The organism is Streptomyces sp. GL_141 (assembly GCF_057834385.1).
This window is the reverse complement of record NZ_CM174402.1, coordinates 3126811-3153619: the sequence shown is the minus strand read 5'-3', so window position 1 is coordinate 3153619 and position 26809 is coordinate 3126811. Positions and strand designations below refer to the sequence as shown.

Annotated in this window: 23 protein-coding genes; 14 read left to right on the top strand and 9 right to left on the bottom strand. The window is 72.5% G+C overall.

All coding sequences use genetic code 11. The features are described from left to right. Window positions 1-5: 5 nt before the first annotated feature. The gene (locus AC3IX6_RS13365; RefSeq protein WP_450908879.1) at window positions 6-1601 is read right to left on the bottom strand and encodes an acyl-CoA carboxylase subunit beta; all 1596 of its coding nucleotides are present in this window, start codon (window positions 1599-1601) and stop codon (window positions 6-8) included. Between the two features lie 131 nt (window positions 1602-1732). Here AC3IX6_RS13365 and AC3IX6_RS13360 point away from each other — a divergent pair, with 131 nt between their 5' ends. From AC3IX6_RS13360 to hutH, 5 genes are all read left to right on the top strand, one after another. Next, complete coding sequence (locus AC3IX6_RS13360; protein ID WP_489370342.1) at window positions 1733-2611, top strand: biotin--[acetyl-CoA-carboxylase] ligase; 879 nt, start codon at window positions 1733-1735, stop codon at window positions 2609-2611. A gap of 135 nt (window positions 2612-2746) precedes the next feature. Further along, a complete protein-coding gene (locus tag AC3IX6_RS13355; RefSeq protein WP_489370341.1) occupies window positions 2747-3943 on the top strand; it encodes an adenylate/guanylate cyclase domain-containing protein in 1197 nt (398 codons plus the stop codon). Between the two features lie 24 nt (window positions 3944-3967). Next, entirely contained in the window at window positions 3968-4759 is a 792-nt protein-coding gene (locus AC3IX6_RS13350) for an enoyl-CoA hydratase/isomerase family protein (RefSeq protein WP_489370340.1), read from the top strand. A 99-nt stretch (window positions 4760-4858) separates the two neighbouring features. Beyond that, the gene (locus AC3IX6_RS13345) at window positions 4859-5977 is read left to right on the top strand and encodes a GGDEF domain-containing protein (RefSeq protein ID WP_489370339.1); all 1119 of its coding nucleotides are present in this window, start codon (window positions 4859-4861) and stop codon (window positions 5975-5977) included. A 387-nt stretch (window positions 5978-6364) separates the two neighbouring features. Further along, on the top strand, window positions 6365-7906 hold the full coding sequence (gene hutH, locus AC3IX6_RS13340) for a histidine ammonia-lyase (RefSeq protein ID WP_389699370.1): 1542 nt from the start codon (window positions 6365-6367) through the stop codon (window positions 7904-7906). A gap of 72 nt (window positions 7907-7978) precedes the next feature. Here the strand turns inward: hutH and AC3IX6_RS13335 are convergent, their stop codons facing one another. Next, a complete protein-coding gene (locus AC3IX6_RS13335) occupies window positions 7979-8269 on the bottom strand; it encodes an LPXTG cell wall anchor domain-containing protein (RefSeq protein WP_489370338.1) in 291 nt (96 codons plus the stop codon). 164 nt (window positions 8270-8433) lie between these two features. Between AC3IX6_RS13335 and AC3IX6_RS13330 the strand changes: the two genes are divergently transcribed. The 5 genes from AC3IX6_RS13330 to AC3IX6_RS13310 all read left to right on the top strand — a co-directional run bounded on the left by AC3IX6_RS13330 (window position 8434) and on the right by AC3IX6_RS13310 (window position 13663). After that, window positions 8434-8718: a hypothetical protein gene (locus AC3IX6_RS13330; protein ID WP_489370337.1), complete on the top strand. Its 285-nt coding sequence runs from the start codon at window positions 8434-8436 to the stop codon at window positions 8716-8718. Between the two features lie 116 nt (window positions 8719-8834). Further along, entirely contained in the window at window positions 8835-10118 is a 1284-nt protein-coding gene (locus tag AC3IX6_RS13325) for a L,D-transpeptidase (RefSeq protein WP_489370335.1), read from the top strand. Between the two features lie 203 nt (window positions 10119-10321). Continuing rightward, window positions 10322-11803, top strand: coding sequence for an ABC transporter permease (locus AC3IX6_RS13320; RefSeq protein WP_489370334.1), 1482 nt, complete (start codon window positions 10322-10324; stop codon window positions 11801-11803). Between the two features lie 122 nt (window positions 11804-11925). Beyond that, window positions 11926-12603: an ABC transporter ATP-binding protein gene (locus AC3IX6_RS13315; RefSeq protein WP_489370333.1), complete on the top strand. Its 678-nt coding sequence runs from the start codon at window positions 11926-11928 to the stop codon at window positions 12601-12603. Between the two features lie 79 nt (window positions 12604-12682). Then, the gene (locus tag AC3IX6_RS13310) at window positions 12683-13663 is read left to right on the top strand and encodes a GNAT family N-acetyltransferase (RefSeq protein ID WP_489370332.1); all 981 of its coding nucleotides are present in this window, start codon (window positions 12683-12685) and stop codon (window positions 13661-13663) included. Window positions 13664-13702: 39 nt separating this feature from the next. On the opposite strand, the gene AC3IX6_RS13305 is transcribed toward AC3IX6_RS13310, so the two are convergent. Further along, window positions 13703-14653: a helix-turn-helix transcriptional regulator gene (locus tag AC3IX6_RS13305; RefSeq protein WP_489370331.1), complete on the bottom strand. Its 951-nt coding sequence runs from the start codon at window positions 14651-14653 to the stop codon at window positions 13703-13705. A gap of 177 nt (window positions 14654-14830) precedes the next feature. Here AC3IX6_RS13305 and AC3IX6_RS13300 point away from each other — a divergent pair, with 177 nt between their 5' ends. The 3 genes from AC3IX6_RS13300 (at window position 14831) to AC3IX6_RS13290 (ending at window position 21191) form a co-directional block, all read left to right on the top strand. Next, the gene (locus AC3IX6_RS13300; protein WP_489370329.1) at window positions 14831-15877 is read left to right on the top strand and encodes an NAD(P)-dependent alcohol dehydrogenase; all 1047 of its coding nucleotides are present in this window, start codon (window positions 14831-14833) and stop codon (window positions 15875-15877) included. A 152-nt stretch (window positions 15878-16029) separates the two neighbouring features. Next, entirely contained in the window at window positions 16030-18231 is a 2202-nt protein-coding gene (locus tag AC3IX6_RS13295; protein ID WP_489370328.1) for a sulfatase family protein, read from the top strand. Between the two features lie 212 nt (window positions 18232-18443). Further along, window positions 18444-21191 carry a PKD domain-containing protein gene (locus AC3IX6_RS13290; protein WP_489370327.1) on the top strand — a complete coding sequence of 916 codons (2748 nt, stop codon included), beginning with the start codon at window positions 18444-18446 and terminating at the stop codon, window positions 21189-21191. 102 nt (window positions 21192-21293) lie between these two features. Here the strand turns inward: AC3IX6_RS13290 and AC3IX6_RS13285 are convergent, their stop codons facing one another. The 3 genes from AC3IX6_RS13285 to AC3IX6_RS13275 form a co-directional block, all read right to left on the bottom strand. Further along, a complete protein-coding gene (locus AC3IX6_RS13285; RefSeq protein WP_489370326.1) occupies window positions 21294-21899 on the bottom strand; it encodes a DUF3885 domain-containing protein in 606 nt (201 codons plus the stop codon). After that, window positions 21896-22564, bottom strand: coding sequence for a peptide-methionine (S)-S-oxide reductase MsrA (msrA, locus tag AC3IX6_RS13280; RefSeq protein WP_489370325.1), 669 nt, complete (start codon window positions 22562-22564; stop codon window positions 21896-21898). The genes AC3IX6_RS13285 and msrA overlap by 4 nt, the downstream gene beginning before the upstream one ends. Window positions 22565-22642: 78 nt before the next feature. Beyond that, entirely contained in the window at window positions 22643-23749 is a 1107-nt protein-coding gene (locus AC3IX6_RS13275; RefSeq protein ID WP_489370323.1) for a hypothetical protein, read from the bottom strand. A gap of 90 nt (window positions 23750-23839) precedes the next feature. On the opposite strand from AC3IX6_RS13275, the gene AC3IX6_RS13270 reads away from it, so the two are divergent. Then, entirely contained in the window at window positions 23840-24997 is a 1158-nt protein-coding gene (locus AC3IX6_RS13270) for a cystathionine gamma-synthase (protein WP_389695664.1), read from the top strand. A gap of 49 nt (window positions 24998-25046) precedes the next feature. Here the strand turns inward: AC3IX6_RS13270 and AC3IX6_RS13265 are convergent, their stop codons facing one another. The 3 genes from AC3IX6_RS13265 to AC3IX6_RS13255 all read right to left on the bottom strand — a co-directional run bounded on the left by AC3IX6_RS13265 (window position 25047) and on the right by AC3IX6_RS13255 (window position 26548). Continuing rightward, window positions 25047-25286 (bottom strand): hypothetical protein, encoded by a 240-nt coding sequence (locus tag AC3IX6_RS13265; protein WP_489370322.1) that lies wholly within the window; start codon window positions 25284-25286, stop codon window positions 25047-25049. Further along, complete coding sequence (locus AC3IX6_RS13260; protein ID WP_489370320.1) at window positions 25283-25816, bottom strand: RNA polymerase; 534 nt, start codon at window positions 25814-25816, stop codon at window positions 25283-25285. Before AC3IX6_RS13260 ends, AC3IX6_RS13265 begins: the two co-directional genes overlap by 4 nt. A 198-nt stretch (window positions 25817-26014) precedes the next feature. Further along, a complete protein-coding gene (locus AC3IX6_RS13255; RefSeq protein ID WP_243340624.1) occupies window positions 26015-26548 on the bottom strand; it encodes a MarR family winged helix-turn-helix transcriptional regulator in 534 nt (177 codons plus the stop codon). Window positions 26549-26809 lie beyond the last annotated feature (261 nt).

Sequence of the window (26809 nt, the reverse complement as noted above, 5' to 3'; positions counted from 1 at the left end):
GCGTCCTAGAGGGGGATGTTGCCGTGCTTCTTCGGGGGCAGGGACTCGCGCTTGGTGCGCAGCTGCCGCAGCCCCTTCACCACGTGCGCCCGGGTCTCGGACGGCATGGTCACCGCGTCGACGTAGCCGCGCTCGGCGGCCGTGTACGGGTTCAGCAGCGCGTCCTCGTACTCGGTGATGAGCCGCGCCCGGGTCTCCTCGGCGGTGCCGGCCTCCTCCGCTTCGGCGATCGCCCGGCGGTGCAGGATGTTGACCGCGCCCTGCGCGCCCATGACGGCGATCTGGGCCGTCGGCCAGGCGAGGTTGAGGTCGGCTCCCAGGTGCTTGGAGCCCATCACGTCGTAGGCCCCGCCGAAGGCCTTGCGGGTGATGACGGTGATCAGGGGGACGGTCGCCTCGGCGTAGGCGTAGATCAGCTTGGCGCCGCGCCGGATGATTCCGTTGTACTCCTGGTCGGTGCCCGGCAGGAAGCCCGGTACGTCGACGAAGGTCAGCACCGGGATGTTGAAGGCGTCGCAGGTCCGGACGAACCGGGCCGCCTTCTCGGAGGCGTCGATGTCCAGGCAGCCGGCGAACTGCATCGGCTGGTTGGCGACGACCCCGACCGGGTGCCCCTCGACGCGGCCGAAGCCGGTGAGGATGTTCGGCGCGAAGAGCGACTGGGTCTCCAGGAACTCCGCGTCGTCGAGCACGTGCTCGATCACCTTGTGCATGTCGTACGGCTGGTTCGCGCTGTCCGGGATCAGCACGTCGAGCTCGCGGTCGCTGTCGGAGACCTCGGTGTCGGCTTCCTCGGGGAAGGCCGGGGGCTCGGAGAGGTTGTTCGACGGGAGGTAGGAGAGCAGCGACTTCACGTACTCGATGGCGTCCTTCTCGTCACCCGCCATGTGGTGCGCGACGCCGGACGTGCTGTTGTGCGTGCGCGCCCCGCCCAGCTCCTCGAAGCCGACGTCCTCGCCGGTGACGGTCTTGATGACGTCCGGGCCGGTGATGAACATGTGCGAGGTCTGGTCGACCATGACCGTGAAGTCGGTGATCGCGGGGGAGTACACGGCCCCGCCGGCGCACGGGCCGACGACGAGGCTGATCTGCGGGATCACACCGGAGGCGTGGACGTTGCGGCGGAAGATCTCGCCGTACATGCCGAGCGCGCTGACGCCCTCCTGGATGCGGGCGCCGCCGGAGTCGTTGATGCCGATCAGCGGGCAGCCGGTCTTCAGCGCGAAGTCCATCACCTTCATGATCTTCTGGCCGTAGACCTCGCCGAGGGCTCCGCCGAAGACGGTGAAGTCCTGCGAGAACAGGGCGACGGGCCGCCCGTCGACGGTCCCGTAGCCGGTGACGACGCCGTCGCCGTACGGGCGGGTCTTCTCCAGCCCGAAGTTCGTCGACCGGTGCCGGGCGAACTCGTCCAGCTCGACGAAGGACCCCTCGTCCAGCAGCAGGGCCACCCGCTCACGCGCCGTCAGCTTGCCCTTGGCGTGCTGCTTCTCCACCGCCCGCCCTGACCCGGCGTGTGTGGCTTCCTCGACGCGGCGCTGCAGATCCGCGATCTTCCCCGCGGTGGTGTGCATGTCGATCGGCTCTGACGGTTGTGACATCGGGGTCGCGGCTCCCTGCGTGGTGTCAACTGCCTGGTGACTTACTTGGTTTTTACTAGCTACTGGTGCGTAGCGTATCGGCGGGCATGGCGCTCGGCGGTGCGGCGTTTGACACACCTAATCTGGGTTGCATGACGCCATCAGATGCATCAGGCGGGGCTTCGAACGGAGCTTCCGCGGGCCGTTGGTCGAGTCTGGACCGGCCGCCCTTGAACGTTGCCGGGTTGCAGCGGGCCCTCGTGACCGGCGAGGGGCTGTGGAGTTCGCTGGAGGTGGTGGGCTCCACCGGGTCCACCAACAGCGATCTCGCCGCGCGGGCCGCGAAGCTGCCCGAGGGGGCCGTGCTCGTCGCCGAGGAGCAGACCGCCGGACGGGGCCGGCTCGACCGGAGCTGGGTCGCGCCCGCGCGGTCAGGACTGTTCTTCTCCGTACTCCTGAAGCCCGGGCCCGCCGTGCCGCAGGAGCGGTGGGGCTGGCTGACGCTGCTGGCCGGGGTGGCCACCGCCACCGGGCTCTCGCGCGCCGCGGGCGTGGACACCGCCCTCAAGTGGCCCAACGACCTGCTGGTCACCGTGGACGGGGAGGAGCGCAAGACCGGCGGGATCCTCGCCGAGCGCGTGGGCGACGGGGTCGTCCTCGGGATCGGGCTCAACGTGACGCTGACCGACGCCGAGCTGCCGGTGGACACCGCCGGGTCGCTGGCGCTGGCCAAGGCCACCGTCACCGACCGGGACCCGCTGCTCAAGGCCGTACTGCGCTCCCTGGAGCAGTGGTACGGGAACTGGCGGGAGGCCGGCGGCGACCCGGCGGCCAGCGGTCTGCAGGAGACGTACGCGGCGGGCTGCGCGACCCTCGGCAAGCACGTGCGCGCCGAGCTGCCGGGCGGGCGCACGCTCACCGGGACGGCCGAAGCGGTGGACACCGACGGGCGGCTCGTCGTACGGACGGCCGAGGACAAGCACGAGGCCGTGGGGGCAGGGGACGTCGTCCATCTGCGGTCCGTGCGGTAGCCCGCGGGGGGACCGCCCCGGGTGACGGAGTAGGGGAGTGAGCTACGGCACACCTGCCGTATGGTTTAGGCGATCCCGGTCCTCGCGGTGATCACCCGGTTCGGCAGTGCGCACGGAATGGACAGGAGGCGGCCCTTGACCGTCGACGACCCTCAGTCCAGCGCGCCCGCCCCCGGAACGGCGACGGGCGGTGCCGGCGGCTCCGGTGGCTCGGGCGGTTCCGGAGTCCACGCGACCCCGATCGGGCGCGAGCAGCACACTCCCCACCACGAGGTCGACCACACGGCCCAGCCGACGGCCGACCCGCTCGCCATCCGCCTGGAGCAGCTGATCCTGGGCGCGGAGCGCCGGTACACCCCCTTCCAGGCGGCCCGTAGCGCCGGGGTCTCGATGGAGCTGGCCTCCCGCTTCTGGCGGGCCATGGGCTTCGCGGACATCGGGCAGGCCAGGGCCCTGACGGAGGCCGACGTGCTGGCGCTGCGCCGGCTCGCCGGCCTCGTCGAGGCAGGGCTGCTGAGCGAGCCGATGGCGGTCCAGGTGGCGCGGTCCACGGGGCAGACCACGGCCCGGCTGGCGGAGTGGCAGATCGACTCCTTCCTGGAGGGCCTGACGGAGCCGCCGGAGCCGGGGATGACCCGTACGGAGGTCACGTACCCGCTGGTCGAGCTGTTGCTGCCGGAGCTGGAGGAGTTCCTCGTCTACGTGTGGCGGCGCCAGCTGGCGGCCGCGACCGGGCGGGTCGTGCAGGTGGCGGACGACGAGGAGATGGTCGACCGGCGCCTCGCGGTGGGCTTCGCCGACCTGGTGGGCTTCACGCGCCTGACGCGGCGGCTGGAGGAGGAGGAGCTCGGCGAGCTGGTCGAGTCCTTCGAGACGACCTCGGCGGACCTGGTGGCGGCGCACGGCGGCCGGCTGATCAAGACGCTGGGCGACGAGGTGCTGTACTGCGCCGACGACGCGGCGACGGCGGCGGAGATCGCGCTGCGGCTGATCGAGACGATGGAAGCCGATCCGCAGATGCCGGAGCTGCGCGTGGGCATCGCCTTCGGGACGGTGACCACCCGGATGGGCGACGTCTTCGGGACCACGGTGAACCTGGCCTCGCGGCTGACGTCGATAGCGCCGAAGGACGCGGTCCTGGTGGACGGCGCGATGGCCGAGGAACTGGGCCGCACGGGCGCGGCGCCGGTCTCGGAGAAGGAAGCGGAGAACGAGGAGGGCGGCGGCACCTACCGCTTCGCGCTCCAGCCGATGTTCCAGCGGCCGGTCCGCGGCCTCGGTGTGGTGGAGCCCTGGTCGCTGACGCGCCGGACGCCTAAGATCCCCGGATAACGTTCGTTAACCGGGAGGGTCCCTGTGTCCGAGTCTTCGGCATTCGTCGCTACACGCAGACATGAGGGCGGAGTCGCCGAGCTGGTGCTCGACCGGCCCAAGGCGATGAACGCCGTGTCGACCGAGATGGCGCGGGGGATCGGCGCCGCGTGCGCGGAGCTGGGTGCGGACCCGTCGGTACGGGTCGTCGTGCTCTCCTCGACCGCCGAGCGGGCGTTCTGCGTGGGCGCGGACCTCAAGGAGCGGAACTCCTTCTCGGATGCGGAGCTGCTGCGGCAGCGGCCGACCACGCGGGGCGCGTACGGCGGTGTCCTGGAGCTTCCGATGCCGGTGATCGCGGCGGTGCACGGGTTCGCGCTGGGCGGCGGCTTCGAGCTGGCCCTCGCGTGCGACGTCATCGTGGCCGACGAGACGGCCGTCGTCGGGCTGCCCGAGGTGTCGGTCGGGGTGATCCCGGGCGGCGGCGGTACGCAGCTGCTGCCGAGGCGCGTGGGGGCGGCGCGGGCCGCGGAGCTGATCTTCACCGCGCGTCGGGTCGAGGCCGTGGAGGCGCTGGGCCTGGGGCTGGTGGACTCGGTGGTGCCGGCCGGGACGGACCGCGAGGCCGCCCTGGCGATGGCCGCGGCGATGGCGGCGAACTCCCCGGTCGGGCTGCGGGCCGCCAAGCGGGCGCTGCGGCTCGGGCACGGCATGGACCTGACGGCCGGGCTGGAGATCGAGGACGCGGCGTGGCGGACGGTGGCCTTCTCGGGGGACCGGGCCGAGGGCGTGGCGGCGTTCAACGAGAAGCGGAAGCCGGAGTGGCCGGGGGTGTGACCGGCTCCGACCCCTGAGCGGTGACCCGGTGTGATCTTGGTGCCACCGAATGTCGCGCCAATTGTCACTAAATCGGACAAAACTCCCTAACCTGGGGTGATGGGTGTTGACGGGCGGCTTCGAGCCGTAGTGGGCCTCGCGCAGGCCATGGCTGCCGCATGCGCGCCGCGGGACAGCGTGCGGGCCGCCGCGCGCGGAGCGAGGCTGGCGATGGACGGGTCGTTCGCCGCGATCTCCGCGTGGGAGCGGGAGCGGGGGCGCCTGCGGGTGCTCGTGAACGAGGGCGAGCGCCGGGACGGGGAGGAGGAGTTCCCCGAGGACGAGTCCTACCCCGTGCACGATTTCCCCGAGATCACCGAGTTCCTGCACGAACGCTGGGTCGGCGGCGGCGGACCCCACGCCTGGGTGGACAGCGCGGTCGGGGACCGGCCGGGACGCCGGGGCGAGGCGCTGCGCAGGCGCGGGCGCGGCACGTGCGTGGTGGCCCCGATCGTGCTGAGCGGGCGGGCCTGGGGCGAGCTGTACGTGGCCCGGGACGAGGGCATGGCGGACTTCGACGAGGACGACGCGGAGTTCGGAGAGGTCCTCGCCGCGGTGATCGCGGCCGGGCTGGCGCAGAGCGACCGGCTGGAGGAGGCCCGCCGGCTCGCCTTCACCGACCCGCTGACCGGCCTGGCCAACCGGCGGGCCGTGGACATGCGGCTCGACGAGGCGCTGGAGGAGCACCGCCGGGGCGGGGCCGGCGTGGTGGTGAGTCTGGTCGTCTGCGACCTGAACGGCCTGAAGAAGGTCAACGACACCCTGGGCCACGCGATGGGCGACCGGCTGCTGGAACGGTTCGGCTCCGTGCTCAGCCTGTGCGGGGCGATGCTGCCGGGGGCGCTGGTGGCGCGGCTGGGCGGGGACGAGTTCTGCCTGGTCAGCGTGGGGCCTTCGGCGGACGAGGTGGTACGGGTCACCGAGGAGGTGTGCCTGCGGGCCGCCGAGCTGGAGCTGGGGGAGGGGGTCGCCTGCGGGGTCGCCTCCACCGGGGACCCGATCGGGCCGGTGAAATCCTCCCGGCGGCTGTTCCGGCTGGCGGATGCGGCGCAGTACAAGGCGAAGGCGGCGCGGTCGGCGAAGCCGGTGGTCGCGGGGCGGGACACGGCGGTGGTCCGACTCGCCGACGCGGAGCCCGGGGGGCCGGGGGAGCGACGCCGCTTCCGGGGGCGGGCGTAGGGGCGCCCGGGGCGACCCTGGCCCCGGTTGGGCCTGGCCCCGGCCGGGGCGGGACGGCCCGGAGGGCCGTTTCAGCCTCGCCGGCGTTTGAGGCCTGGGGGGCAGCCCCCGTGCAGCGGTGCCGCACCCGGCGAAGGGTCCGGGCGTAGCCCGGGGAACGGTGGAAGGGCGGGTGGGGGACCCGGCCCCGCAGGGCCGAACCCAGCCGCACCCGCCCACCGGTCCCCGCGCCGGGACGCCGGTGGCGAGCACCCCGACCCGCCACCGCCGGACGGAGTCCGGCGCAGCGGCGCGAAGCCGGTAAGGCCCTCCAGGGCCGCACCGCGCGAGCGGCGCACGGGAGGGGTGACATGAAGGGATTCAGTCCGTAGGGTGCTGAATATGGATATGCACACTGTCGTGGTGGGAACGTCCGGGACCACCGCCGAAGACGTGATCGCCGTCGCCCGCGGCAACGCCCGTGTCGAGCTTTCCGGTGAGGCCGTGGCCGCGCTCGGACGGGCCCGCGAGATCGTGGAGGCGCTCGCCGCGAAGCCCGAGCCCGTCTACGGGGTGTCCACCGGGTTCGGGGCGCTCGCCTCCCGGCACATCAGCCCCGAGCTGCGCGCGCAGCTCCAGCGCAACATCGTCCGCTCGCACGCCGCCGGCATGGGCCCGCGCGTCGAGCGGGAGGTCGTGCGTGCGCTGATGTTCCTGCGGCTGAAGACCGTCGCCTCCGGGCACACCGGCGTCCGGCCGTCCGTCGCGCAGACCATGGCCGACGTGCTCAACGCCGGGATCACCCCCGTCGTGCACGAGTACGGCTCGCTGGGCTGCTCGGGCGACCTCGCCCCCCTCTCGCACTGTGCGCTCGCGCTGATGGGCGAGGGTGACGCGGAGGGTCCCGACGGGACCGTGCGGCCCGCCGGGGAGCTGCTCGCCGAGGCCGGGATCGCCCCCGTCGAGCTCCGCGAGAAGGAGGGCCTCGCCCTCCTCAACGGCACCGACGGCATGCTCGGCATGCTGGTCATGGCCCTCGCCGACCTCGGCAAGCTGTACACCTCCGCCGACATCACCGCCGCGCTGACGCTGGAGGCGCTGCTCGGCACCGAGAAGGTGCTCCAGCCCGAGCTGCACGCCATCCGCCCGCACCCCGGTCAGGGTGCCTCCGCCGCGAACATGGCCGCCGTCCTGAAGGGTTCGGGGCTCACCGGGCACTTCCAGGAGGAGTCCGCCCCGCGCGTCCAGGACGCCTACTCCGTGCGCTGCGCCCCGCAGGTCGCCGGCGCGGGCCGCGACACCATGGCGCACGCCGCCCTCGTCGCCTCCCGCGAGCTGGCCGCCGCCGTCGACAACCCGGTCGTGCTGCCCGACGGGCGCGTGGAGTCCAACGGGAACTTCCACGGCGCCCCGGTCGCCTACGTGCTCGACTTCCTCGCCATCGCCGCCGCCGACCTGGGGTCGATCGCCGAGCGGCGCACCGACCGGCTGCTCGACAAGAACCGCTCGCACGGCCTGCCGCCGTTCCTCGCGGACGACGCCGGCGTGGACTCCGGGCTCATGATCGCCCAGTACACGCAGGCCGCACTCGTGAGCGAGATGAAGCGGCTCGCGGTCCCGGCCTCCGCGGACTCGATCCCCTCCTCCGCCATGCAGGAGGACCACGTCTCGATGGGCTGGTCGGCCGCGCGCAAGCTCCGTACCGCCGTCGACAACCTCACCCGGATCGTCGCGATCGAGCTGTACGCGGCCACCCGTGCCATCGAACTGCGCCACGGGCTCACTCCGGCGCCGGCCAGCCGGGCCGCCATCGCGGCGGCGCGTGCGGCGGGTGTGGAGGGTCCCGGGCCGGATCGTTTCCTCGCGCCCGACCTGGCCGCCGCGGACGCCTTCGTTCGTTCGGGTGCACTCGTGGACGCCGTCGAGGCCGTCACCGGTCCCCTCGCCTGACCTGAAGAACGCGAAAGGGTGCGGCCCCGGGGACTTCCCCGGGGCCGCACCCTTTCGCGCGTCCCGCGGCCGCTACGCCGTGCGCGAGCGGCGTACGGAGAAGGTCACGAAGCCGGCCCCGGCGCTCAGGAGGAGCGTGCCGCCGAGCAGGTAGGGCGTGGTGTCCACGCCACCGGTGTCGGCGAGCTCAAGGGTGGGGGCGGGCGCGGAGGCGGCCTGGACCTGGGTGTTCGCGGCGGCGGGCGCGCCGGAGGCGGCCTTCGCGTACTCGGGCGCGGTGGCGTTGGCCGAGGGGACGAACCACAGGACGGCGAGGAGGGTGGTCGCTCCGAGAGCGGTGAGTGTTGATCGGCGTGCGGACACGGTGCGATCCCCCTTGTGGCAGCAGCGAATTGGCCCCGTGCGGTGATGCTACGGAAAGGGGCGGGTCGTGGGAAAGCCGGGGCCGCCACGGGATTACTCTCCGTCGTATGAACCCTTCTGAGACCTCACGATACGTACGCCTTCGGGTTGATTTGGTACTTGAAGTGCCGGACGTCGACGCGCTCACCGGAGCCGCCCTCGCGCACATCAAGGCCGACGAGTTCATGCCGGACGAGGAGCGCGGCCACGCCGAGGCGGCCGTCCGGGAGGACGAGTCGGAGGCGCTGGCCTACCTGGTGGACCCCACTGACCTGGTCGCGGAGATCCCCGGCGTGGAGCTCGCGCAGGCCTCCTGGAGCAGCGAGCCCGTGGAATACGACCCCGAGTCCATGGAGTGGGACCTCGACGAGGAAGATGGGGAGCTCGACGAAGAGACTGACAGCGCCTGACGGTGGGGTTGCCCACATTCGAACGGAATGTGGCAGCACCTCGGGGTGTAATGCGTTGTCAGGACGAGGCAGGGGGGTCATGCCCCCTGCCCGGGGAGTTCGGGGTTCCGGCAACGATGGAGTGGCGTGTGAGGACGGACAGCAAGCGGCGGAGAAGGTCCCTGGTGGCCGTATCCGCCGTACTCGGCGGCGTACTGGTGCTCGCGGGATGCGGCGGCGGTGACGACGGCGGCGGTGACACGCCGAAGGCCAGCGGGGAGGCATCGGCCAAGTCCCAGGCGGACGTGGACGCGGCTGCGGCCAAGGACGCCTCCAAGGCCAAGATAGCCATCACGCCCAAGGACGGCGCCACCAACGTCGGCCTGAACGACGCGGCCAACGTGGCCGTCAGTGACGGCACGCTCACCCAGGTCGAGCTGAAGAGCTCCGAGGGCACGGCGGTTGCGGGCAAGATAGCCGCCGACGGGAAGAGCTGGAAGCCGGACGGCGCGCTGAAGCGCTCCACCAAGTACGCGCTGTCGGCGACCGCGAAGGACGAGGCGGGCCGCGAGGCGCACGAGAACGCCTCCTTCACCACCGTCTCCCCGCAGAACAGCTTCGTGGGCTCCTTCATCCCCGACGAGGGCCAGACCGTCGGCGTGGGCATGCCGGTCTCGATCACCTTCGACAAGCAGATCAAGGACAAGAAGGCCGTCCAGGCGGGCATCACGGTCACCTCCAGCAGCGGCCAGGAGGTCGTGGGCCACTGGTTCAGCACGCAGCGGCTGGACTTCCGCCCGGAGAAGTACTGGCAGGCGGGTTCCACCGTCACCCTGAAGCTGGCGCTGGACGGAGTCCAGGGCGGCCCGGGCATCCAGGGCGTGCAGAGCAAGACCGTCACCTTCAAGATCGGCCGGAGCCAGGTCTCCACGGTCGACGCGAAGACGAAGAAGATGACGGTCACCCGGGACGGCGCGGTCCTCAAGACCATCCCGATCTCGGCGGGCTCCCCGGAGAACCCGACCTACAACGGTCAGATGGTGATCTCCGAGAAGTTCAAGGAGACCCGGATGAACGGCGCCACCGTCGGCTTCACGGACGACGACGGCAAGGGCGAGTACGACATCAAGGACGTGCCGCACGCGATGCGCCTGTCCACCTCCGGCACCTTCGTGCACGGCAACTACTGGGGACCGGACTCGGTCTTCGGCAGCGCCAACACCAGCCACGGCTGCGTCGGTCTGAACGACGCCAAGGGTGCGAACGACCCGAGCCAGCCCGCGGCCTGGTTCTACGACAACTCCCTCATCGGAGACGTCGTCACGGTCGTCAACTCCCCGGACAAGACGATCAAGCCGGACAACGGCCTCAACGGCTGGAACATGGGCTGGGCGGAGTGGAAGGCCGGCTCGGCCGTCTGACCCGCCGACAGCACAGCTGCACCCCGACGAAGCGCAGACGGACGGCGGGGAGCCCCGGCCAGGGGGCTCCCCGCCGTCCGTCTTTGCGTATCCCCGCAGTCCTGTCGTGCGCATTCCTGTCCGCCACCTGTGAGTTCGCGTTCTCATCCGACTCTTATGGACGGCTTATCCGGCCGTCACCGGTGCTGCCTACTTTCGGCCGCATGTTCTTCACCTACCTCCGGCGCGAGCTGCGCCGCCGCAGGAAGGCGGCGCTCGTCGTCGCCTCCGGACTCGCGCTGGGCATCGCCCTCGTCATCGTCGTCACCTCCGTCTCGGCGGGCATGACGCAGGCCCAGGGCAAGGTCCTCCAGTCGCTCTACGGCCTCGGCACCGACATGACCGTCACCAAGGCCCAGGCCCCGCCGGCCGAGGGCGACACCGCGGCCCGGCCCCGGTTCAGGTTCGACGCGAAGGGCGAGGGCGACGCGAACGCCGAGGCCGAGCAGAGCAGCGACCTCGTGATGCCCCAGGGCTTCGAGACCCTCGACGCGGCGACCGTGGACAAGGTGTCCGGCCAGTCCGGCGTCGCCCGGGCCGTCGGCGGCCTCAGCCTCCAGGTGATGAAGGTCAACGGGCAGTTCAAGCGCGGTGAGTTCAAGCGTGCGGAGGGCCAGACCGGTGGCGGATCGGCCACCGAGCCCGGCGCCACGGGCGGCGGGACGGGCGGTACGGTCGAGGGCGGCGGCGCCGACTTCGACGTCAACTCCTTCTCCGTCTACGGCGCGGACGTCACCCGGCCCGAGCTGGGCCCGCTCACCACCTCCAAGATCACCTCGGGCCGCACCTTCGCGGCCGGCGAGACCGACACGGCCGTCGCCGTCGTCGACAGCGCCTACGCCACGAAGAACAAGCTCGCCGTCGACTCCGAAGTCACCATCAAGGGCGCCAAGTTCAAGGTGATCGGGATCGCCACCGCCGACAGCGGCGACGCGGCCGCCAACGTCTACGTCCCGCTCAAGCAGGCCCAGACCCTCGCCGGGACCCCCGACAAGATCACCACGGTCTACGTCCAGGCCAAGGACTCCCAGGCCATCGGCTCCGTCAAGCAGGCCATCCAGAAGAACGTCCCGGACACCACCGTCACCACCTCGGCCGACCTGGCCGACACCGTCTCCGGTTCGCTCTCCACCGCCGCCTCCCTCGCCTCCACCGTCGGCACCTGGCTCTCGTACGCGGTCCTCCTCGCCGCCTTCCTCGTCGCCGGCCTGCTGACCTCCTCGGCCGTGTCCCGGCGGGTCCGCGAGTTCGGCACGCTCAAGGCGCTCGGCTGGAAGAGCGGCCGCGTCACCGGCCAGGTCGCAGGCGAGGCCCTGGTCAACGGCCTCATCGGCGGAGCGCTCGGCATCGGCCTCGGGCTCGCGACCGCGTACGCCATCACCGCGATCAGCCCGCAGCTGACCGCGCAGCTCGCGGGCGGCGCCGGCCGGGGCCAGGGCCCGGGCGGCGGGGGCGGCGGGATGATGCGCTCCGCGCAGCAGGGCGCCGGCAAGGCCCTCGACATCGCGCTCACCGCGCCCGTCTCGCTCTCCACCATCGGCCTGGCCGTCGCGCTCGCCGTCGCGGGCGGACTGATCGCAGGCGGCTTCGGCGGCTGGCGCGCTTCCCGGCTGAGGCCGGCGGACGCACTGCGTCGCGTCGAATAGCCCGCGGCCGCAGGCTCGTACGGCCGTTCGTTCGTCTGTGTCTGTGCGTACGCCCCGTGCGCCTGCTTGCCCGCCCGCCTGCCCGTCCCCCCGCCCCGCAACCCGAGGGAAATGAACCAGAGATGTACCAACTCACCGGTGTCACCAAGCGCTACCAGCGCGGCAAGGAATCCATCGACGCGCTCGCCGGCGTGGACCTGACCATCGAGGACGGCGGCCGGCTCGTCATCCAGGGCCCCACCGGCGGCGGCAAGTCCACCCTGCTCCAGATGCTCGGCGCCCTGGACCGCCCGACGGCGGGACAGATCGTCCTCGACGGACTCGACCTCGCCACCGTCTCCGAATCCCGCCTCACCCGGGTCCGCGCGGAGAACATCGGCTTCGTGTTCCAGTCCTTCAACCTGATCCCCACGCTCACCGCGCAGGAGAACGTCGAGACGGCCCTCGTCCCGCTCGGGCTGAAGGCCCGCGAGCGGCGCGACCGGGCCGCCGAGGCGCTGGACTCCGTAGGCCTCGGAGAGCGGATGGGGCACCTGCCCGGGGAGATGTCCGGCGGCCAGCAGCAGCGCGTGGCCATCGCCCGGGCGCTGGTGAAGCGGCCGAAGGTGCTGCTGGCCGACGAGCCGACCGGCAACCTCGACGAGTCCATGCGCGACGAGGTCATGGAACTGCTCGAAGGGCTCTGGAAGGAACACGGCCTGACCTTCGTCATGGTCACCCACGACAGCGCGCTCGCGAAGCGGGCCCCGCGGGTGGCGACGATCCGCCGGGGCAAGGTGACCGTCACCGAAAACCTCTGAGCGTTCCCCGCGAAACGTCCGGGCCCCCGCCGCGAGAACGTCCGAGTGCTCCCGCGCGCTCCGGTTTAGGGTCCGGAACATGACGATCACCCCGCTCTCCGTGCCCCCGACCGACGAGGAAGTCGACCACTGGTGGGCCGTCCTGGCAGCCGCCAGGACGGCCGACCTGCCGGGGAATCCGCCGCCCTCCCGGACGGAGGTGGCCGGAGCGCTGCGGGTGCCGTCGGTGCGGGGGCGCTCGCTGTACTGGGCGACGGATGACGCGGTCGCCTCCCTGGTCCTCTTCACCGACGGCGCCAACGACCACACGGCGTTCCTGGACGAGCTGACCGTACGGCCCGACGCGCGGCGCCGCGGTGTGGGAACGGCCCTGTGGGAGAGGGCCCGCGAGGAGCTGCTCGCGGACGGCCGCACCTCGGTGGCGGCGGAGGTGGACCTGGGGGGTCCGGGGCAGGCGTTCGCCGAGTCCGTGGGCTTCGAGAACGTCCTGTCGATGGCCTGGTACGTCCAGGACGTACGGGAGGCGCGGTGGATGCACACGGCGCAGGCCGCCAAGGAAGGGGCGGCGCCCACCGCACCCGGCTACGAGCTGCACTGCTGGCCCGGGCTGGTGCCCGACGAGTGGGCGCCGGCCGTGGCCCTCGCCCACGGGGCGATGGAGGACGCGCCGATGGGGGAGCTGGACCAGCAGATCCAGACCTGGACGGCGGAGCGCCTGCACGCGGCCCACCGCAAGATCCTGGACCGGGGAGGCGCACTGAGCACGGTCGCCGCCGTCACCCCGGACGGCGAGGTGGCCGCCTACACGGAACTGGTCCTCCCCGACCCGGCGGGCCCGCGCGCGCTCCAGTACGACACCGTGGTGGTCCCCGCCCACCGGGGCCACGGCCTCGGCCGCGCGGTCAAGCTCCGCATGCTCGCGGAGGAGGCGGCCCGCCACCCGGACCTGCGCACCATCGCCACCTCGGTGGCGGACGACAACACCCCGATGCTCGCGGTCAACGCGGCCCTGGGGTACCGGCGCGAGCACGGGGTCGGGTACTTCCAGCTGACGCTGTAGTCGCCCGTCGCCCGTCGCCCGTCGCCCGTCGCCCGTCGCCTACGGGGCGGATTCCTCGACGGCACCGGTACCGGGACGCGCACCGGGGCCCGGAGCGTGCTCCCGGTCCCGGTCCCGGTCCCGCTCCGGTCCCCGGTCCGCGGGTGACGCGGACCAGGAGGCGAGGAGGCTGAGGGCATCGGCCGACGGGGAGCCCGGGGGTGCGTGGTAGGTGACCAGGAACTGCGCCGGGTCGTCCGGGAGGGCCAGGGTCTCGAAGGAGAGCCGGAGCTCGCCGACCAGCGGGTGGCGCAGTCGCTTGACGCCGTGGATCTTGTTGTCGGCCACCGTGTGGGCGGCCCACAGCCGGCGGAACTCCTCGTTCTTGACGGACAGTTCGCCGACCAGTGCGGAGAGCCGTTCGTCGTCCGGGAACTGCCCGGCGTACACGCGCAGATTGCTCACCACCTCGCACGCCCGGCATTCCCAGTCCGCGTACAGCTCCGCCGTCGCCGGGTCCAGGAACACCAGCCGCACCAGGTTGCGTTCCTGCGCGGGGAGCGCGCCGAAGTCGCCGAAGACCGCGGCCGCCAGCCGGTTCCAGCCGATGACGTCCTGGCGCCGCCCGACGAGGTACGCCGGTACGCCCTCCATCGCGTCGAGCAGCGTCCGCAGCTCCGGCCGGACCTGCTCGGCGCGCGGGGCCTGGCGGCGCTTGCGGGGCTTGGGCCCGGCCAGGTGGCTCAGGTGCGCGCGCTCCGTGCCGTCCAGGCGCAGGGCCCGCGCGATGGCGTCGAGGATCTCCGCCGACACGTTCTGGCCGTGGCCCTGCTCCAGCCGCGTGTAGTACGCCACCGACACCCCGGCCAGCTGCGCCAGCTCCTCGCGGCGCAGGCCGGGGACCCGGCGGTGGCGCCCGTAGTCGGGCAGGCCCACGTCCTCGGGGCGCAGCCGGGCGCGCCGGGAGCGCAGGAACTCGCCGAGCTCGGCTCGCTGATCAAGCTGGTCCATTACCCCAGTATCCCCGCGGGGGCGCGCAGGCCGGGGGTGTGAGCCTGACCCCGCCAAGGGTAGGTCCGCCAGACCTAGGCAGGGCAGGGGGATGGGTGTCCGGGGCGCGGGAGTGCAGGCTGTGAACACACAGCGCACCGCAGGTCCCCGCATCACAGTCTTCCGAGGAGCCCCACCGTGTCCGTCACCCAGGTCGCCGCCTACGCCGCTCCCGCGCCCAAGGCCCCGCTGGAGCGCATCACCGTCCCGCGCCGGCCGGTCGGCGCGCACGACGTCCTCATCGACATCAAGTTCGCCGGCATCTGCCACTCCGACATCCACCAGGTCACCGACGGCTGGGGCGAGGGCATCTACCCCATGGTCCCGGGCCACGAGATCGCCGGTGTCGTCACCGAGGTCGGCCCCGAGGTCACCAAGTTCGCCGTCGGCGACCGGGTGGGCGTCGGCTGCTTCGTCGATTCCTGCCGTGAGTGCGAGCAGTGCCTCGCCGGGCAGGAGCAGTACTGCGCCAAGGGCATGACCGGCACGTACAACGCCCTCGACAAGAACGGCGAGCCCACGTACGGCGGTTACTCCACGCACGTGGTCGTCGACGAGAACTACACCGTCCGCATCCCCGAGGGCCTTCCCCTCGACGTCGCCGCCCCGCTGCTGTGCGCCGGCATCACCCTCTACTCCCCGCTGAAGCACTGGAAGGCCGGCCCCGGCAAGCAGGTCGCGATCGTCGGCCTCGGCGGCCTCGGCCACATGGGCGTCAAGATCGCCCACGCGCTCGGCGCCGAGGTCACCGTCCTCTCGCAGACCCTGCGCAAGCAGGAGGACGGGCTCAAGCTGGGCGCCGACCACTTCTACGCCACGAGCGACGAGGCCACCTTCACCGAGCTGGCCGGCCGCTTCGACCTGATCGTGTCCACGGTCTCCGCTCCGCTCCCCTTCGACGCCTACCTGGGCCTGCTCAAGGTGGACGGAGCCCTGGTGAACGTCGGCGCCCCGGAGGAGCCGGTCTCGCTGAACCTGTTCTCCGTCATCGGCGGCCGCAAGACCCTGGCCGGCTCGATGATCGGCGGGATCGCCGAGACGCAGGAGATGCTCGACTTCTGCGCGGAGCACGGGCTCGGTTCCGACATCGAGGTGATCCGCGCCGAGGAGGTCAACGAGGCCTACGTGCGCGTCCAGTCGGGCGACGTCCGCTACCGCTTCGTCATCGACACCTCGACGATCTGACCGGCGCCTGACGGCGGCCCCCGGGCGCACGGCACTTACGTGCACGGCACCCGGGGGCCGCCGTCACACGCTTTTCATGCCCCGTGCATGGTCCCGGCGGCCCTCCGCGCGGACGATCTTCCCATCAGCCTTCAGTCACAGGGGAGTTCGAGATGTCCAGCCGCCGCCACTTCCTCGCGGGTTCCGCGGCCGCCGCCGTAGGTCTCGCCGCCCTCCCGCAGGCCGTCCAGCCCGCGCGGGCGGCCGCAGCCGACGGGGCGGCCGACGGTGCGGACGCCGGGGCGCAGAGCCCGCCGAACCTCGTGGTGATCCTGGCCGACGATCTGGGCTACGGCGACCTGGGCGCGTACGGCCAGAAGCTGATCACCACCCCGCGCATCGACCAACTGGCCGCCGAAGGGCTCCGGTTCACCGACGCCTACTCCGCGGCCGCCGTCTGCGCACCCTCCCGCGCCGCGCTGCTGACCGGTCTGCACACCGGCCATGCCGCCGTCCGGGCCAACCCCTCCAGCGGCGGCCAGGGCAGCCTCGGCGCGGGCGACACCACCTTCGCGGAGGTGCTCCGGGCACGCGGCTACCGTACGGGCCTCTTCGGCAAGTGGGGCTTCGGACCCGAGACCGGGGACCAGCCGAGCCACCCCTGCGCGCGGGGCTTCGAGGAGTTCTACGGGTACATCGACCACGGGCACGCCCACCAGTACTACCCGGCGTACCTCTGGAACGGCAACGCCAAGGAGACCGTCCCGGCGGGCACCTTCGCCCCCGACGCGATCGCCGCGCGCGCCCTCGGCTTCATCGACGCCCACGCCGCCGGACCCGCCCCCTTCCTCCTCTTCCTCACCCCGAACCTCCCGCACGCCCCGAGCGAGATCCCCGACGCGAGCGCCTACGCCGACCGGTCCTGGACGCAGGCGAACAAGTCGCACGCGGCGCAGATCAGCCTCCTCGACGCGCAGGTCGGCGCGATCGTCGACCGGCTGAAGGCGCGGGGCGTCGCGGAACGCACGGTCGTCCTGGTGGCCTCCGACAACGGCCCGCACGAGGAGGGCGGGGTGAACCCGGACCTCTTCGACGCCAACGGCCCGCTGCGCGGCTACAAGCGCAACCTGTACGAGGGCGGCGTGCGCATCCCCCTCGTCGCCTGGTCCCCGGGCCGGATCGCCCCCGGCACCACCAGCGCCCGCCCCACCCCGCTCTACGACCTCCTGCCGACCCTCGCCGACCTGGCGGGCGGCGCCCCGGCCCCCTCCGACATCGACGGGCTCTCGGCGGCCCCCGTCCTGAACGGCGCCCCCGCCCTCGCCCCGGTCCACGACCACCTGTACTGGTACCGGGACGAGCAGGGCGTCACCAGCCGCGCCAACACCCAGGACGGCGGCCGGGCGAAGCAGGTCGCGGAGGCCATCCGCAAGGACCGGTGGAAGGCCGTACGGTTCGCCCCGGCGCGGGACCGGACCGTACCGGACGCGCAGTGGCGGTTCGAGCTCTACGACCTGACCGCGGACCTCGCCGAGAAGCACGACGTGGCCGCCGCGAACCCGGCCGTGGTGGCCTCCCTCACCACCCTGCTCCGCTCCTCCTGGGCCGATGTGTACACCCGCCGCCCCTGGGGCCTGACCACGACCGCCTCCCCGTCCGCCGGCACGCTCACCACCACCCTGGCCAACGGGACGGCCCGACCCTGGGCCGACGCCCGCGTCTCGCTGACGGTCCCGGCGGGCTGGACCGCGACCCCGGCGGGCCCCGTCACGGCGGCCTCCCTCGCCCCGGGCGAATCCCTGACCACGCTGTGGACCCTCACCGCCCCGCCGGGCGCCACCGCCACCGCCCTCACCGCGTCGGCCACCGCGGGCGGCCACGCCTTCGGCGCGCAGACCCCGTACGCCCCGCTGCCCGCCCCGCCCACGCGCGACAGCTACCTCAGCGACCTGCCCTGGGTCTCGGCGGCCAACGGCTGGGGCCCGGTCGAGATCGACCGCTCCAACGGCAAACAGGCGGCGGGAGACGGCACCCCGATCGCCTTCGGCGGGGTCACGTACGCGAAGGGCCTCGGCGTGCACGCCCCGTCGGAGATCGTCTACCACCTGGGCGGCCGCGGGAACCGCTTCACGGCCCTGGTCGGCATCGACGACTTCTCGAAGAAGCAGTCCGCGTCCGGAGCCACCCGTGCCATCGTGCGCGGCGACGGCCGGACCCTCGCCACGACGGGGACCCTGACCGGCGCCTCGGGACCGACGCCGCTCGACGTGGACGTACGCGGAATCCGCCTCCTCCACCTCGTGGTCGAGGACGCCAACGCGAACTCCGCCTTCGACCACACCTCGTGGGCGGCGGCGCGGGTGACGGTGGTCTGAGGGGGGCCGCGCCCCCTCTGGTGTGCGGTTATGGGGTGATGGCGGCGAATTGTTCAGGGGTGACAGCAGGTTCACGGCAATGGATGATGCTCGGAGACTTGCGCATCAGTGCGTGCCCGACCGTTGCAGGGGGGAACGGCCGGGAAGCCGCCGTGCGGCGCCGTGTCCTGTGGTCCTTCCCCCTTGCTTCTCCGCCGAAGGAACCCTGCCCCGTGCGCCCTACCCGTAGGACGGCCCTGCTCACCGCGGGCCTCGTCACCCTCCTCGGCCTGCCGGCCACCGCGGCGGCCGCCGCGGACCCGGCCGACCTGTACGTGAACAGTGCGGCAGGCTCCCACTGCTCCGACGGCGGCACCGGTACGAAGGCCGTCCCGTTCTGCTCGATACCGGCGGCCGCGAAGGTCGTCCAGCCGGGCCGGACCGTGTGGATCGCGCCGAACACGAGCTACCCCGACGAGCTCACCATCGACCGCTCGGGAGAACCGGGCAAGCCGATCACCTTCGCCGTCACGGAAGAGAGCCGCAGTTTCCGGGCATACCTAGGCAAGGGCCTGACCATCGACGGGGCCTCTCACGTGGTGATCCGCAAGCTCAGTGTCCCCGGGGGCACCAAGGTCGTAGGCTCCGGCAACATCGAGCTCGACCGGCTCTACATCGGGGCCGGCTCGGAGGGCAAGGGCCTCGTTGTAGGCGAGGGAAGCACGGACGTGCGCGTCACCCGCAGCGACCTGACCGGTGTCTGGATCGACGGCGGCGCCCGGGGCACGGTACTCGGCCGGAACTACATCGACGGCGTGATCAACAAGGCGGACGTCATCGTGGCAGACGCGCCCGGTACTGCCGTCACCAACAACACGTTCGAAACCGACTGCGTTGCGGCCCTCGCGGTCAGCGGCGCCTCGGCAGGCTCCTCCGTGTCCAACAACGTGTTCGTCAACTGGCACAACGACCGCTGCACGTCGCCCGTACCGCGCACCGGCATCCTGGTGGCGGCGAACGCGGCGGCGGGTGTCCGGGCCGACTACAACGTGATCACCGGCCCCGTGGTCAAGATGGCTCCCTACACGTGGGCCGGTACGGCCTACCCGACCCCGGCGGCGTTCACGGCCGCCACGGGCCAGGGCGCCCACGACATCCTGGCCCCGGACTTCGAGGCGGTCGGCCCGAAGGACGGCTCTCCCACCATCGACTCGGGCGACCCGACGGCGCCGGGCGTGATCCCCGACGACTACTACGGGAAGCCCACCGCCGACGATCCGCGGGTCCCCAACTCCGGCAAGAACGGCGGCTACATCGACCGGGGTGCGTACGAGACCCAGGACGACCTGAGCGGTGTCGAGCTGGACGTCGCACCGGCGTGGGCGCCCGTCGGCACCAAGGTGAGGGCGATGGCGAGGGCGGCGAGTTCCTGGGCCGCCGCACTCACCTACCGCTACGACTTCGGTGACGGGACGCCCCTGGTGGCCACCAAGGCGACCACCGCGGAGCACGTGTACAGCACACCGTGTGCCTGCGAGGTGAAGGTGACGGCGATCAACGCTGTCGGGAAAGAGGTCTCCGGCTACGGACATACCAAGGTGGCCCCGGCCGGCCCGCTGACCGCCGCGTTCACGGCCGAGCCGGACCTGCCGACAGGGACCAACCCCATAAGCGGCCCCGGCCCGCTGAGCATCTCGATCGACACGGCGGCCACCACGGCGCCGTGGCCGGTGACGGGCATGGACGTGGACTTCGGCGACGGCGAGACCGTTCACAGCGACGACCTGTCCAGAACAGAGCACACCTACAAGTCGCCCGGCGATTACCGGGTGACGCTGACCCTCCAGGACTCCAAGGGCGCGAAGTCCACGGTCGCCAAGACCGTGAAGGCCCGCTATGCACCGTCCGGTTACGTTGCCACCGAGCCCTTCCGGCTGCTGGACACCCGAACGACCAACACCCCCGTCCAGGGCGGGAATCCGATCCCGGTGCGGCTGCCCAACTCAACCGCCATTCCGGGGCACGAGCTCTCGGCCGGCATGGCTTCGGCGGTCTTGAACGTCACGGTCACCGGCGCCACCGAGGACACCCACCTCGGTATCTGGCCTTCGGGGCAGCGCCGTCCGGCGACCTCGAACCTCAACGTTGCTGCGGGCGGCACTTCGGCCAACACGGTCACCGTTCCGGTGGGCGCGGACGGCAAGATCCAGGCCCAGCTGAACTCGGGCAGGGCTTCCCTGATCGTGGACTTCGTGGGCTACTACCAGCCGAACATCGGGCAGCGTTTCTCCCCGCTGGCCCCGACCCGGGTCCTGGACACCCGGACGACCGGCGGCGCACTGGGCGGCGGCAAGACCCGCACGGTCAAGGTGGCAGGCGTCAACGGCATCCCGGCGGACGCGACGGCGGTGGCTCTGAACCTGACCGGCACGGGGGCGAAGGAGCAGGCGCACGTCATCGCCTACCCGGACCCGGCGAAGCGTCCGGCCACCTCGAACCTGAACGTGGAGCCGGGCAAGGACAAGTCGAACCAGGCGATCGTCCCGGTCGGCCCGAACGGCACGATCACCCTGTTCACGAACAGCGGCTCGACCCACCTGGTCCTGGACGCGGTCGGCTACTACGCCAAGGGCGGCAAGGCCCTCTTCACCCCGGTCGTCCCCAAGCGCCTCGCCGACACCCGCACCACGGGCAAGGTGGCCCCGGGCGCCACGACCACGGTCTCCGGCCTCCCGGCGAACGCCATCGGCGCGGTCCTGAACGTCACCGCGACCGACACCACCGCCCCGGGCTTCCTGACCGCGTACGGCTACGGCGGCAAGCTCCCCGGAGCCAGCAGCCTGAACACCCTCCCGGGCCTCACGGTCCCGAACCACGTCACCACCCCGGTCGGACCCGGCGGCAAGGTGAACATCTTCAACAGCCACGGCGGCCCCAACCACGTGATCACCGACCTCCTCGGCTACTTCACGGCGAACTGACGCCCCCGCGGCACCTACGCCGAAGCCCCGGCCCCCGCGATGCGCGGGAGCCGGGGCTCTGTCGTACGCGGATCCGTACGCGGGTCGGGCAGATACGGCCGATCAGTACCCCGAGGGGTGCGCGGACAGCCAGGCGGAGTGTCGGTCGCGCAGCCGGTCCCTTTCCTCGGTGGTGGCGAGGATGACGTCCGCACCGCCGTCGTACGGGTGGTGGATGCGGGCGAACTCGGTGTCCGTCACGAAGATTCCGGGCAGCGTGTCGTCCGCGACGGCGCGGAGCAGCAGGTCGAGGCAGCCGGCCTGCCAGGGGCGGCGGTCGGCGTAGAAGAACCAGCGCGTGTGGAAGTCCGGGTCCGGGTCGTCGGTGTCGTCCAGGGTGGTCCACAGGGTGCCCTCCGGGTGGAGGGCGGCGCGGTGGGACGCCCGGTCCGGCGGCACGGACGGGTCGGCCCCGTCGGTGGTCACCACGTACACCTCGCCGCCCGCGAAGAGTTCGTCAAGGACCGTGTTGTACCGGTCGAGGAGGACCGCGTACTCGGCCTCGTCCTGCGCGTAGCGCTTCGACTCCGGCAGGCTGTGGAAGCGCACCCAGCGGTCCCCGTACACCGTCTTCAGTTCCCACGGAAGCATCGGCCCGGCAGGCCTGTGGGCCTGCCAGAGCCGAGTCAGCCGCTCGTGCGCCGGGTCGGGGAGCAGGGCGCCGGTCACGCCCCGGGTGCCCCGGCAATGCCGATGGGGCAGCTCACGCCCGTGCCGCCGATGCCGCAGTAGCCGCCGGGGTTCTTGTCCAGGTACTGCTGGTGGTGCGCCTCCGCGTTCCAGAAGGGGCGTTCCGCCGCCGGGAGGACGGCCGTGGTGATCGTGCCGTAGCCGGAGGCCGTCAGGACGCGCTGGTAGGCCTCGCGGGAGGCTTCGGCGGTGGCCTGGGCGGCGGGGGAGTGGGTGTAGAGCGCCGAGCGGTACTGGGTGCCGACGTCGTTGCCCTGGCGGAAGCCCTGGGTGGGGTCGTGGGACTCCCAGAACAGCTTCAGCAGGGCTTCGTAGGAGACCAGGGAGGGGTCGAAGACGACCCGGACCACCTCGGTGTGGCCGGTGCCGCCCGAGCAGACCTCTTCGTAGGTCGGGTTCTCGGTGAAGCCGCCCTGGTAGCCGGCCAGGGTGGTCCACACCCCCGGGGTCTGCCAGAACTTGCGCTCGGCGCCCCAGAAACAGCCGAGGCCGAAGTCCGCGACCTCGAGGTGGGCGGGGTACGGGCCCGCGAGGGGGTTGCCGAGCACGGTGTGCACGGCGGGCAGTCCGAAGAGCGGCTCCGCGCGGCCGGTCAGGGCTTCCTCGCGGGTCGGGAGCTCGGGCGTGCGGCGGTACGAGAACATGGATTCCCTCCTAGTGGTCTACCGATAACGGCGGACGGGGGGCCGGGATTCCCCGTTCTCGTACCGCCCCGGCCGCCGTCAGTGCGGCAGCGTTGCCGGGGAGCCGCCGTTGGCTTCGTAGCCGGCTACCGCCAGGGCGCGGTAGATCGCGTACGAGGCCGCCGGGTCCGGGTCGGCGGACCAGGGGAGGGCGCCCACGTAGCCGTCGACGTGGCGGATCTGGTCCATCGCCTCGGCCCAGCGTTCGCCGCCGACCAGGAAGAGGATGAGCAGGTGGCGCACGTGCGCCAGCATCGGGTCGTCGGGACGCGCGCTGTGGACCGCGTACAGGGCGCCCTCCACCGCGCGGGTCACGGACGCGCTCTGGTGGAAGCTGCGGATCAGGACGACGTCGGGGATGTGCTCGTAGAGGGCGAAGAGCGGGAGCGCCGCCAGCAGGGAGCCCTGGGGGGCGCGGGCCGCCGCGTGGTGGGTGAAGGCGTCGGCCTTCTCCCGGGAGCCGTGCCACTTCTCGCACCAGTAGTTCAGCGCCGCCAGGTGCGCGCCCATGTGCTCGGGCGCCCGGTCGATGATCTTCGCCCACAGGGCGTCGTACTCGGGCTCCGAGTAGTGCAGCATCCGGGCCACGGACAGCTCGACGATGTACGGGACCGGGTCGCCGGGGGCCAGCAGCGCGGCCTTGTGGCAGGACTCCCGGGCCTCCTCCGCGATGATCCGTACGTCGGCCTCGCTCATGCCCTCCGGGCGCCGCCACATCTGCTGCGCCAGCAGCTCGGCGTGCACCTGCGCGCCGCCCGCGTCCTTCGGGGCCTCCAGCCGCCAGGCCTTCAGCCACCGCGCCCCGGCCCCGGGCTCCTGGGAGAGCTCCAGCGCCGCCGAGCCGGCGAAGGCCTGGACGCGCTGCCAGCGCACCTCGCCCTCCCGGGAGGTGCCGGCCAGCAGCTGGGAGGCGGCCTGCCACTGCCCGGTCCGCCGCACGTGGTCGAGGGCGTCCATCAGGTCGTGGTCGGGGCCGGGGATCCGGATGTCGAGCTCCTCCTGGAGGGCGAATCCGTAGTCAGCCGGGTCGGCGGCGTCCGGGCTCCCGGGCGCGACCAGGCGCAGGCCGCCCCGCCTGCGCCGCAGGACCGGTGAGAGGACGGCGAAGAGCAGACCCATCGCGAGCAGGAACCACAGAATCTCCATGACCCCAGCGAACCAGACCGACCCGTGCGAAGGCCAATAGGAGGCAAAGACAGGTGCTCCGCACGCCCCGGGACCGCTTAGCATCGGGCCATGAGCGACGACAGCCACGAGCACCAGAGCTTCGAGACCCGCGCCATCCACGCGGGCAATACGGCGGACCCGCTGACCGGCGCGGTCGTACCCCCGATCTACCAGGTGTCCACGTACAAGCAGGACGGCGTCGGCGGGCTGCGCGGCGGCTACGAGTACAGCCGCAGCGGCAACCCGACCCGCACCGCGCTGGAGGAGAACCTCGCGGCGCTGGAGGGCGGCCGGCGCGGGCTCGCCTTCGCGTCCGGGCTCGCCGCCGAGGACTGCCTGCTGCGTACGCTGCTCTCCCCGGGCGATCACGTGGTCATCCCGAACGACGCGTACGGCGGCACCTTCCGCCTCTTCGCGAAGGTCGTCTCCCGCTGGGGCGTCGAGTGGTCGGTCGCCGACACCTCCGACCCGGCGTCGGTGCGCGCGGCGATCACCCCGAAGACCAAGGTCATCTGGGTCGAGACCCCCTCCAACCCGCTGCTCGGCATCACGGACATCGCCGTCGTCGCCGACATCGCGCGGACGGCCGGCGCCAAGCTGGTCGTGGACAACACCTTCGCGTCCCCCTACCTGCAGCAGCCCCTCGCGCTCGGCGCGGACGTGGTCGTGCACTCGCTGACCAAGTACATGGGCGGCCACTCCGACGTCGTCGGCGGCGCGCTCGTCGCCGCGGACGCGGCGCTGGGCGAGGAGCTGGCCTACCACCAGAACGCCATGGGCGCGGTGGCCGGCCCCTTCGACTCGTGGCTGGTGCTGCGCGGCATCAAGACGCTGGCCGTCCGCATGGACCGGCACGCGGAGAACGCGGGCAAGATCGCCGAGATGCTGGTCCGCCACCCCAAGGTCCACACGGTCCTCTACCCGGGCCTGCCCGAGCACCCGGGCCACGAGATCGCCGCCAAGCAGATGCGCAACTTCGGCGGCATGATCTCCTTCCGCGTCACCGGTGGCGAGGAGGAGGCCGTCGCGATCTGCGACCGGACCAAGATCTTCACCCTGGGCGAGTCCCTCGGCGGCGTCGAGTCCCTCATCGAGCACCCGGGCCGCATGACCCACGCCTCGGTGGCCGGCTCCGCCCTGGAGGTCCCGGGCGACCTGGTCCGCCTGTCGGTGGGCATCGAGAACGCCGACGACCTGCTGGCCGACCTCACGCAGGCGCTGGGTTAGTCAGCCCGAAGCAGTCAGAGCGAAACACGTCTCCCCGTCCGGGCACGTCCTACCAGGGCGGGGAGACCTCGCTCGAAGGCGTCGACCACGCGCCGGTCAGCGAGGCCCACACCACGAAGGCCACCACCGCCGCCCACAGCAGGCTCCAGCCGATCCGCCGCACGGCCCTGCGGCGGCGCAGCAGCCGGTCGCCCCGCGCGGCCGCGCCGGCCGCGAGATCGGGCGGCACCGCCGGGTACGGGCCCTCCAGCAGCCGTTTGACCTGGGCTTCCCGGGGATCGGGGCTCATGCCGCCTCCTTGCGGCGGGCGTCCGGCCGGGGACGACCGGGGGCGGCTCCGGGGCGGGAGCCCAGCTCGGCCACGGCCCGGTCGCACAGGGCCCGTACCCGCTCGGGCGCCAGCCCCAGCTGCGCGGCCGTGACCTCCTCCGCGACCCCTTCGTAGAGCCGCAGCACCACGACGAGCCGCTCCAGCGGCCCCAGCCGCCCCAGTACCCCGCTGCCCCCGTGGTGGCGGCGGCCGGTACGGGCGAAGGCGGCGCACAGCTCCTGGCGGGTGTGGTCGTACGGGTCGTCCCCGCGCAGCCTGCGCCAGTTCGCGTACGTACGGGCCAGCGCGTCGCCGAGCAGCCCGCGCGCGGCGGGGGCCGCGGCCGCGGCGTCGGCGGTGGCGCCGGCGCCGGAAAGGGCCGGGGACGCGGTGTCGGACGCGGTCGTCGCGGGCTCCGCCGTCAGCAGGATCGCGACGCGCAGAAGCCGCCCCGCCGCGCCCGCGACGAAGGCTTCGAACTCCGCGTAGGGGCCCGGCCCGTGGTCCACAGTCCACATAGTGCGGCCGGAGGGACCGCCTCGGAAGGGGTCGGGCGCCAGTCGCAACGCAGTCGGGACCCAGCAGGGCGTCAACCGCGCCTCAGCAGGGCCCCAACCGGGCGTCAGCCGGCGTCACCCGGGCGTCAGCCGGTGTCGACCGGGCCCCAACCGGCCCCCAACCGGGCGTCACCCGGTGTCGACCGGGCGTCAGGAGGCGGGGCCGGCCTCGGACCCCGGCTCGGAGCCGGCCGACATCAGCTCGGACAGCGAGACGTTGAAACGGGTCAGCAGACCGGTGAACGCCTCGCGCTCCTCCTCGTCCCAGCCGTCCGTCACCCGGGCCATCAGCTCGCGCCGCGAGGAACGGACCTCCTCCAGCCGCGCCAGCCCGCGCGGGGACAGCGCGAGCACCACGGCCCGGCCGTCCTCGGGGTGCGAGGTCCGCTTGACCAGGCCGCTGTCGACGAGCGGGGCGACCTGGCGGGTGACGGTGGAGGAGTCGATGCCCATCCCGCCGGCGAGCGCCTTGACGCCCATCGGGCCTTCCAGGTCGAGCCGGTTCAGCAGCAGGTACGCGGCCCGGTCCATGGAGTTGCGGGCCTGGCCCACCCCGCCCAGACGGGTCTGCTCGGCGCGCCGGGCGAAGACCGCGACCTGGTGCTGGAGTGCGTCGAGGAGACCGGCTTCGGCGGGCGCGCCGGCCGGCGCGGGCAGGTCGGAACTGGCCGGGGTGGAGGGCATGGCCGTGGGCTCTCTTCGCATGGGGCCGACAAGGATGGGGGACAGAGTACGCGGCCGTGCGACGGCTCGTACTCCTCGTACAAGAACTGATACGGCAGCGGTGAAACGCCGACTACGAGCCGTCCCGCATGGCGAGATATCGCCGCTCCTGTGGGCGTCCCGTCCGCGCCCCGTCCGGTGCATGTCCGCGTCCCGTCCGCGTCCCCTCCGCGTTCCGTCAGGGTCCCGCACAGGGCCCCCGCTCACCCGTCCCGCCCAGCG

Excerpts from the sequence above, each read along its gene's own strand:
- AC3IX6_RS13365 (WP_450908879.1), bottom strand. The coding sequence starts at position 1,601 with ATGTCACAACCGTCAGAGCCGATCGACATGCACACCACCGCGGGGAAG.
- AC3IX6_RS13360 (WP_489370342.1), top strand. The coding sequence starts at position 1,733 with ATGACGCCATCAGATGCATCAGGCGGGGCTTCGAACGGAGCTTCCGCG.
- AC3IX6_RS13345 (WP_489370339.1), top strand. The coding sequence starts at position 4,859 with ATGGGTGTTGACGGGCGGCTTCGAGCCGTAGTGGGCCTCGCGCAGGCC.
- hutH (WP_389699370.1), top strand. The coding sequence starts at position 6,365 with ATGCACACTGTCGTGGTGGGAACGTCCGGGACCACCGCCGAAGACGTG.
- AC3IX6_RS13325 (WP_489370335.1), top strand. The coding sequence starts at position 8,835 with ATGGAGTGGCGTGTGAGGACGGACAGCAAGCGGCGGAGAAGGTCCCTG.
- AC3IX6_RS13320 (WP_489370334.1), top strand. The coding sequence starts at position 10,322 with ATGTTCTTCACCTACCTCCGGCGCGAGCTGCGCCGCCGCAGGAAGGCG.
- AC3IX6_RS13315 (WP_489370333.1), top strand. The coding sequence starts at position 11,926 with ATGTACCAACTCACCGGTGTCACCAAGCGCTACCAGCGCGGCAAGGAA.
- AC3IX6_RS13310 (WP_489370332.1), top strand. The coding sequence starts at position 12,683 with ATGACGATCACCCCGCTCTCCGTGCCCCCGACCGACGAGGAAGTCGAC.
- AC3IX6_RS13305 (WP_489370331.1), bottom strand. The coding sequence starts at position 14,653 with ATGGACCAGCTTGATCAGCGAGCCGAGCTCGGCGAGTTCCTGCGCTCC.
- AC3IX6_RS13295 (WP_489370328.1), top strand. The coding sequence starts at position 16,030 with ATGTCCAGCCGCCGCCACTTCCTCGCGGGTTCCGCGGCCGCCGCCGTA.
- msrA (WP_489370325.1), bottom strand. The coding sequence starts at position 22,564 with ATGTTCTCGTACCGCCGCACGCCCGAGCTCCCGACCCGCGAGGAAGCC.
- AC3IX6_RS13275 (WP_489370323.1), bottom strand. The coding sequence starts at position 23,749 with ATGGAGATTCTGTGGTTCCTGCTCGCGATGGGTCTGCTCTTCGCCGTC.
- AC3IX6_RS13270 (WP_389695664.1), top strand. The coding sequence starts at position 23,840 with ATGAGCGACGACAGCCACGAGCACCAGAGCTTCGAGACCCGCGCCATC.
- AC3IX6_RS13265 (WP_489370322.1), bottom strand. The coding sequence starts at position 25,286 with ATGAGCCCCGATCCCCGGGAAGCCCAGGTCAAACGGCTGCTGGAGGGC.
- AC3IX6_RS13255 (WP_243340624.1), bottom strand. The coding sequence starts at position 26,548 with ATGCCCTCCACCCCGGCCAGTTCCGACCTGCCCGCGCCGGCCGGCGCG.